This is a genomic window from Microcystis sp. M20BS1 (assembly GCF_020245305.1).
Lineage (GTDB): Bacteria > Cyanobacteriota > Cyanobacteriia > Cyanobacteriales > Microcystaceae > Microcystis > Microcystis ichthyoblabe_A.
The window spans coordinates 1-4118 of record NZ_JADBUZ010000025.1 but is presented as its reverse complement, the minus strand read 5'-3'; the positions used below and the strand labels follow the sequence as shown (position 1 = coordinate 4118).

At 43.8% G+C, this 4118-nt stretch carries 6 protein-coding genes; 4 read left to right on the top strand and 2 right to left on the bottom strand.

The window, feature by feature from the left end:
- Positions 1–192 precede the first annotated feature (192 nt).
- Positions 193–825, bottom strand: a complete 633-nt coding sequence (locus tag IM507_RS02575) for an HAD-IB family phosphatase (protein ID WP_069475323.1) — start codon at positions 823–825, stop codon at positions 193–195.
- Between the two features lie 86 nt (positions 826–911).
- On the opposite strand from IM507_RS02575, the gene IM507_RS02570 reads away from it, so the two are divergent.
- Together IM507_RS02570 and IM507_RS02565 are read left to right on the top strand one after the other, a co-directional pair.
- Positions 912–1730: a carbon-nitrogen hydrolase family protein gene (locus IM507_RS02570; protein WP_069475324.1), complete on the top strand. Its 819-nt coding sequence runs from the start codon at positions 912–914 to the stop codon at positions 1728–1730.
- Positions 1731–2294: 564 nt separating this feature from the next.
- A complete protein-coding gene (locus IM507_RS02565) occupies positions 2295–2915 on the top strand; it encodes a hypothetical protein (protein WP_002779196.1) in 621 nt (206 codons plus the stop codon).
- A 12-nt stretch (positions 2916–2927) separates the two neighbouring features.
- Here the strand turns inward: IM507_RS02565 and IM507_RS02560 are convergent, their stop codons facing one another.
- The gene (locus IM507_RS02560; protein WP_184891193.1) at positions 2928–3089 is read right to left on the bottom strand and encodes a hypothetical protein; all 162 of its coding nucleotides are present in this window, start codon (positions 3087–3089) and stop codon (positions 2928–2930) included.
- 94 nt (positions 3090–3183) lie between these two features.
- Between IM507_RS02560 and IM507_RS02555 the strand changes: the two genes are divergently transcribed.
- Both IM507_RS02555 and IM507_RS02550 read left to right on the top strand, forming a co-directional pair.
- Complete coding sequence (locus IM507_RS02555; RefSeq protein ID WP_002732132.1) at positions 3184–3645, top strand: hypothetical protein; 462 nt, start codon at positions 3184–3186, stop codon at positions 3643–3645.
- Between the two features lie 18 nt (positions 3646–3663).
- On the top strand, positions 3664–3870 hold the full coding sequence (locus IM507_RS02550) for a hypothetical protein (RefSeq protein ID WP_002733122.1): 207 nt from the start codon (positions 3664–3666) through the stop codon (positions 3868–3870).
- The last annotated feature ends 248 nt before the right edge of the window (positions 3871–4118 follow it).

Below are 4118 nucleotides of genomic sequence, written 5' to 3'. Positions count from 1 at the left end.
CTTGGGCTGCCCATTTCTCCATTTTTTTGCTTACCTCCACCTTAATTCCTTCTTTCAAAACTATACCTATCAATCGTTTCCCCTTTTTTTAAGTTTCTTCTCTTTTTGTTAAGAAAAATCTGACTAATGGATAGCTTAATCCAAGGAGGGTATCTGACAATTTTTAACCCCTACCTAATTAACAGCCAATCCCTAATCTCTCAATAACAGATATTCGCGAATCTCAAAAAAGTTATTCCAAGGAATATAGGGTTGATTTTCCGATTGCAGATAATCGATTAAACGATCCCTAGCAAAAACTAGATCGGCCCTTCTAGCCATGGTAATATCGGTAACAGAATCACCGATCGCAATAGTTTCTACTCCTGAATATTTGGACATAATCAAGGCTTTAGCCACTAATTCCGTCTCATTTTCCCAATCGGAGTGAACTTGCAGATATTCCCCTTGCGTATGAAGATTGACCCCATAAATTGCCGTTACCTTATCTAATAGTCCCTCCCGTTTTAAGACCGTTTCAATCATGCCTTGGATACCACCGGAGATAATAATAAAAGGGATGGATTGCTCCTGTAAAAAAGCGAGTAATTCGGCTAATCCGGGGCGAATTGGCTTGCTTTCGGCATAGGCGAGAATATCGGCGTATTTTTGGCTCGGTATCGACTCTAGCAGTTGACGGACACCCCGGCGCAGAGTCAGAGTACGGGCGTACATTTGGGGCATAATTTGGGCCGATAAATCGGGGGCGAATTCTTTGAGCATACCCGCAAAAGTTTCCACGGCGGTGATAGTGCCATCAAAGTCACAGAAAACAATTTTACTCATGGGGTGACAAAATATCTGAAATTGGATATAATCGAAGGTTATGATTAATTTTACAGAGATTATCCGACTCTAGAGCTTCAACCCCCATGAAATCCTATCTCGCCGCCGCCATTCAAATGACCAGTCAGCCGGATTTAGAGAAAAATCTCGCTGCCGCTGAAGAATTGATCGAACTTGCCGTGGGTAAAGGGGCGGAATTAATCGGTTTACCAGAAAATTTCGCTTTTATGGGGGCAGAAACCGATAAAATCGCCCAGGCCGAGACTATTGCCCGAAAAGCCGATAAATTCCTCCGCACCATGGCCCAACGGTTTCAAGTGACTATTTTAGGGGGTGGTTTTCCCGTGCCGGTGATGGGTATTCCCGATAAGGCTTATAATACGGCTATTTTAGTCGATGGCAACGGTGCGGAATTAGCCCGTTATCAAAAGGTCCATCTCTTTGATGTCAATGTCCCGGATGGTAACACCTATCAGGAATCGAGTACAGTCATGGCAGGAATCGATTTACCGCCGATTTATGGCTCCGATAGCTTGGGCAAAATTGGCCTCTCGATTTGCTATGATGTGCGTTTTCCCGAACTCTATCGCTATTTATCGCAGCAAGGAGCCGATGTTTTATTTGTACCTGCGGCGTTTACAGCTTTTACAGGGAAAGATCATTGGAAAGTTTTGTTACAAGCGCGAGCGATCGAGAATACTTGTTATATAATAGCTCCTGCTCAAACGGGCAATAATTATGAACGCCGTTACACCCACGGTCACGCTATGATTATCGATCCTTGGGGTGTGGTTTTAGCCGACGCAGGGGAAGAAGCGGGGGTGGCAATTGCCGAAATTAATCCCCAACGTCTGCAACAGGTGCGACGACAAATGCCGTCCCTGCAGCATCGTGTTTTTGTTTAAAATTCGATTCGACAATTTTGTCGATAAAAACGCCTAATTTTGGGATTTAACTCGGTAACCTAATTAGTTAAGCTAAAAGCTTTGATTTACTGAGTTTCTAACCTTCTTTGCCAGATTCTCAGGGTAAGCTCATCTAATAAGGATGTAGTCGATTTATGCCACCCGATCAAACCATACCAAGTAACGAAGAACTAGGTAAAAATATCCGTAAACTTTATTAACAATCTTCCTTGAAAATCTCTTGACTATCGCACCCCGAATCAGGGATCATATAAAGATGTAGCGTTTCTCGTCAAGGTGAATTGTAAGTTAAACCTTGCCGAAGTAAGAATTCTCAGTTGCGAAAACATACCTCATATATCCGAGAAACGCTGTAGAGCAGACAGGGATGCAATTCAGACTTGAATTGGCGAAATTCAAGTCTTGACTCTATTTATTGTCACCTTCAGTCCAAAAATACTCTGATGGTTGGACAAATATGCTCTCTGGACTTGTTCTAACAAGATTCCGGGCTAAATGAGAAATAATCCCACTTAGCTTCTCTAGACCGTTAAGGAGAAACCGATGTCATCTTATACCACAGAATCAGAAAAAATTGATTTTCCGAAAACCCTAGATATAGCCACCGTTTGCGTCTATGGGCTAGGAATCCTCTCGGCGGGCCTATTTTTATTTCTGCCCTTCGTCAACCTGCTGCATCCGAGTCCGTGGCAGCGATGGCTAGGCACAATTCACGGTTTTGGTTCCCTATTAGCCCTAGTCGTGATTGTTTACGCTGGTCATCTCGCTTTTCCCCTGCTCAGAGGTTCTGGCAAAATTTTGCGGCAAATGCGAACCCTCACCTTCTGGTCCACCGTCCTCGCTTTTTTGGCGATCGCCACTGGCAATTTAGCCTATATGCGCTATCGGGCCGGTTTAGAATTTGGCGGTGCGCGGGCATGGCTAAAGGAAAATTCGCCCCTCGGTCAATACGTCCTCATGGAATACCACGAATTCAGCGTCCTTTTTATCCTACCCCTAGGCGTGGCCTGCACTTGGATTCTCTGGAAATACGGCGACTCAATCCTAGACAAAGCTAATCGACCGGTGTTAACGGTCACTTGCATTGCCCTGATGGCGATGATGTTTTTTGCCATGGGTGGACTCGTTAGCGGCCTCGGTGTTGCCAAAATTCACGCCCTGTAAACCATTATTTAGCTACTTTACCTCAAAAGTGAACAAAATTAAACTTTTGCTCGTTTTAGCTACGGTTTTCGGGTTATCTATCGCCGCTCCCGCCCTAGGGGGTGTAAACTTAGCCCCGATGGTACGGATACGAGGGCGGCCAGCATTAGCAACCAAAGTCAAATCGTCGGTCATTTCCCTACTGCTGGTAATACGGCTGGGGACTTTTAGCGGTGGGACTTTTCGGTTTTAGACACTTACGAACTCTGAAAAAATAGGAACAAATCTGATGACTCAACGTTACGTCGATAGTCCTTGGTATGGAAAAATCTGGGCTTTTTTAAAACAATTTCCCCAAGGTTTAGCCGAAGGTGCCAAACGTTCCCCTGCCACTTCTGGCCCAGCAGCGGCGGCGATTATTAGTGCTGGTATTGGCTGTTTTTTAATGATGGTTGCTCACCATTTTTCCGATGCAGACCATTCAAAAACCGTAGAAACTTTCCTTTGGAATTTGGGTAGTTGGATACCTGGCAGTAAAAATCCTAGCAAAATGTGGGGCAATATCGGCAGTTATACCGGCAAAGAAACGATGTTATTAATTGGCTGGTTAGTCAGTTGGCCGATACTGCATTATCTTTGGAAAGATCGCCAGATAAAAGCTAAGACCATTCTCTTTTGGTTTTTTGCCCTCATGATTGCCGCCACGGCCATGTCATGGCATCCACTATTTCCCTATTTACCTTTAACTTAAAGCCTAGGAGGTGACAAAATGAACGCTCAAGTTAGAAAGGTTTCCTCGCGTAAAATGCACGATATCGTCTGGATATTAGTGGGACTTTTTGGTTTATTTGCTATTACTTTTCCCCTAGCCATGTGGCGAGTGAGCAATATGGAAAAGTTTCAAGGTTCTCATGTGAAATCTTTTGTCGTAGAAGGAGAAAACGCTCCCCAATCTTCACAGCTTAAAACTAAATAAATCTCAGTTTTGGATAATCTGAGTTTTGGATAAGTCGAAACCCTGAGACTCAATCCGAATCTAAAACTCTGATTAACAGACAAAACTCTCCAAACTGTGAACAATTGCTAAGTAGGTAGGCGTTAAAAGTTGTCAGACACCCCCCTTATCAAGCTATCCATTAGTCACATCTTTCTTAACATAAAATTTGACAAAAAGAGAAAAGTGTGCAAGATGGCTCAAGGGGGTTCTATGGGGGGACTAATTTG